This window comes from Clostridium sp. AF29-8BH, from assembly GCF_003478145.1.
Lineage (GTDB): Bacteria > Bacillota > Clostridia > Lachnospirales > Lachnospiraceae > Otoolea > Otoolea fessa.
Genome location: NZ_QUEL01000063.1, coordinates 1 through 812, shown reverse-complemented (window position 1 = coordinate 812; position 812 = coordinate 1). Strand labels below are relative to the sequence as shown.

Below are 812 nucleotides of genomic sequence, written 5' to 3'. Positions count from 1 at the left end.
ATGGAAAAAATTAGTGTAATAGTACCATATTATAATTCTAGCATTTTTTTTACTAAGAAAATGTCTATTTACGCTTAATAGCGCAAACATATAAAAATATAGAAATTATGGTTGTTATTGATGGAGCTACTAAAAAATATAGATAATTTAAAAGAGTATTTTTCTAGTAAAGATAAAAGAATACGATTCGTTAACATAACGCATGGTGGCGTGAGTGTAGCACGTAATTATGGGATCACTCATACAGATGGTAAATATATTGTTTTTGTTGATAGTGATGATTATGTAGACGAGATTTTTTTAAGCAAATTATATCAAGGAATTCAAAAAGCAGATATATCTATATGTGGAGTGGCAGAACAATTTTTCCCAACAGAAAAAGCAGATATTGATACAAGAATATTTTTTTCACTTCCAGCAGAATATAATTATTTACAATATACAAATTTTAGTGTTAATAAAATGTATAAGAGGGAAGTGATTGAAAAAAATCATTTATCCTTTCCAGTTGGAGTTGGATTGGGGGAAGATGCAATGTTCTTGGCTGATTATTATGATAAAATAAAGCAAATTTCAATATCGAGTTTGCCATTATATCATTACGTCTTGAATACAACATCTGCTACAAAGAAATATCAACCAGAATACTGGAAATGGGAAAAAAGAGTAATATATAGACAATGGGAATTGTTTCAAAGATATCCGTTAACTGAACGAGAAAATAGTTATTGCTATGCATGGTTATATCATAAGTATAAGGGATTGTTTTCTTATTATTGTACATGGAAAGATAACGAATTAAGCAAATATAT

General features: G+C 28.1%; 1 protein-coding gene. It reads left to right on the top strand.

Annotated elements, in window-relative coordinates:
* Positions 1-120 precede the first annotated feature (120 nt).
* A partial coding sequence (locus DWZ16_RS15285; RefSeq protein ID WP_118523186.1) for a glycosyltransferase family 2 protein occupies positions 121-812 on the top strand: 692 nt, incomplete at its 3' end.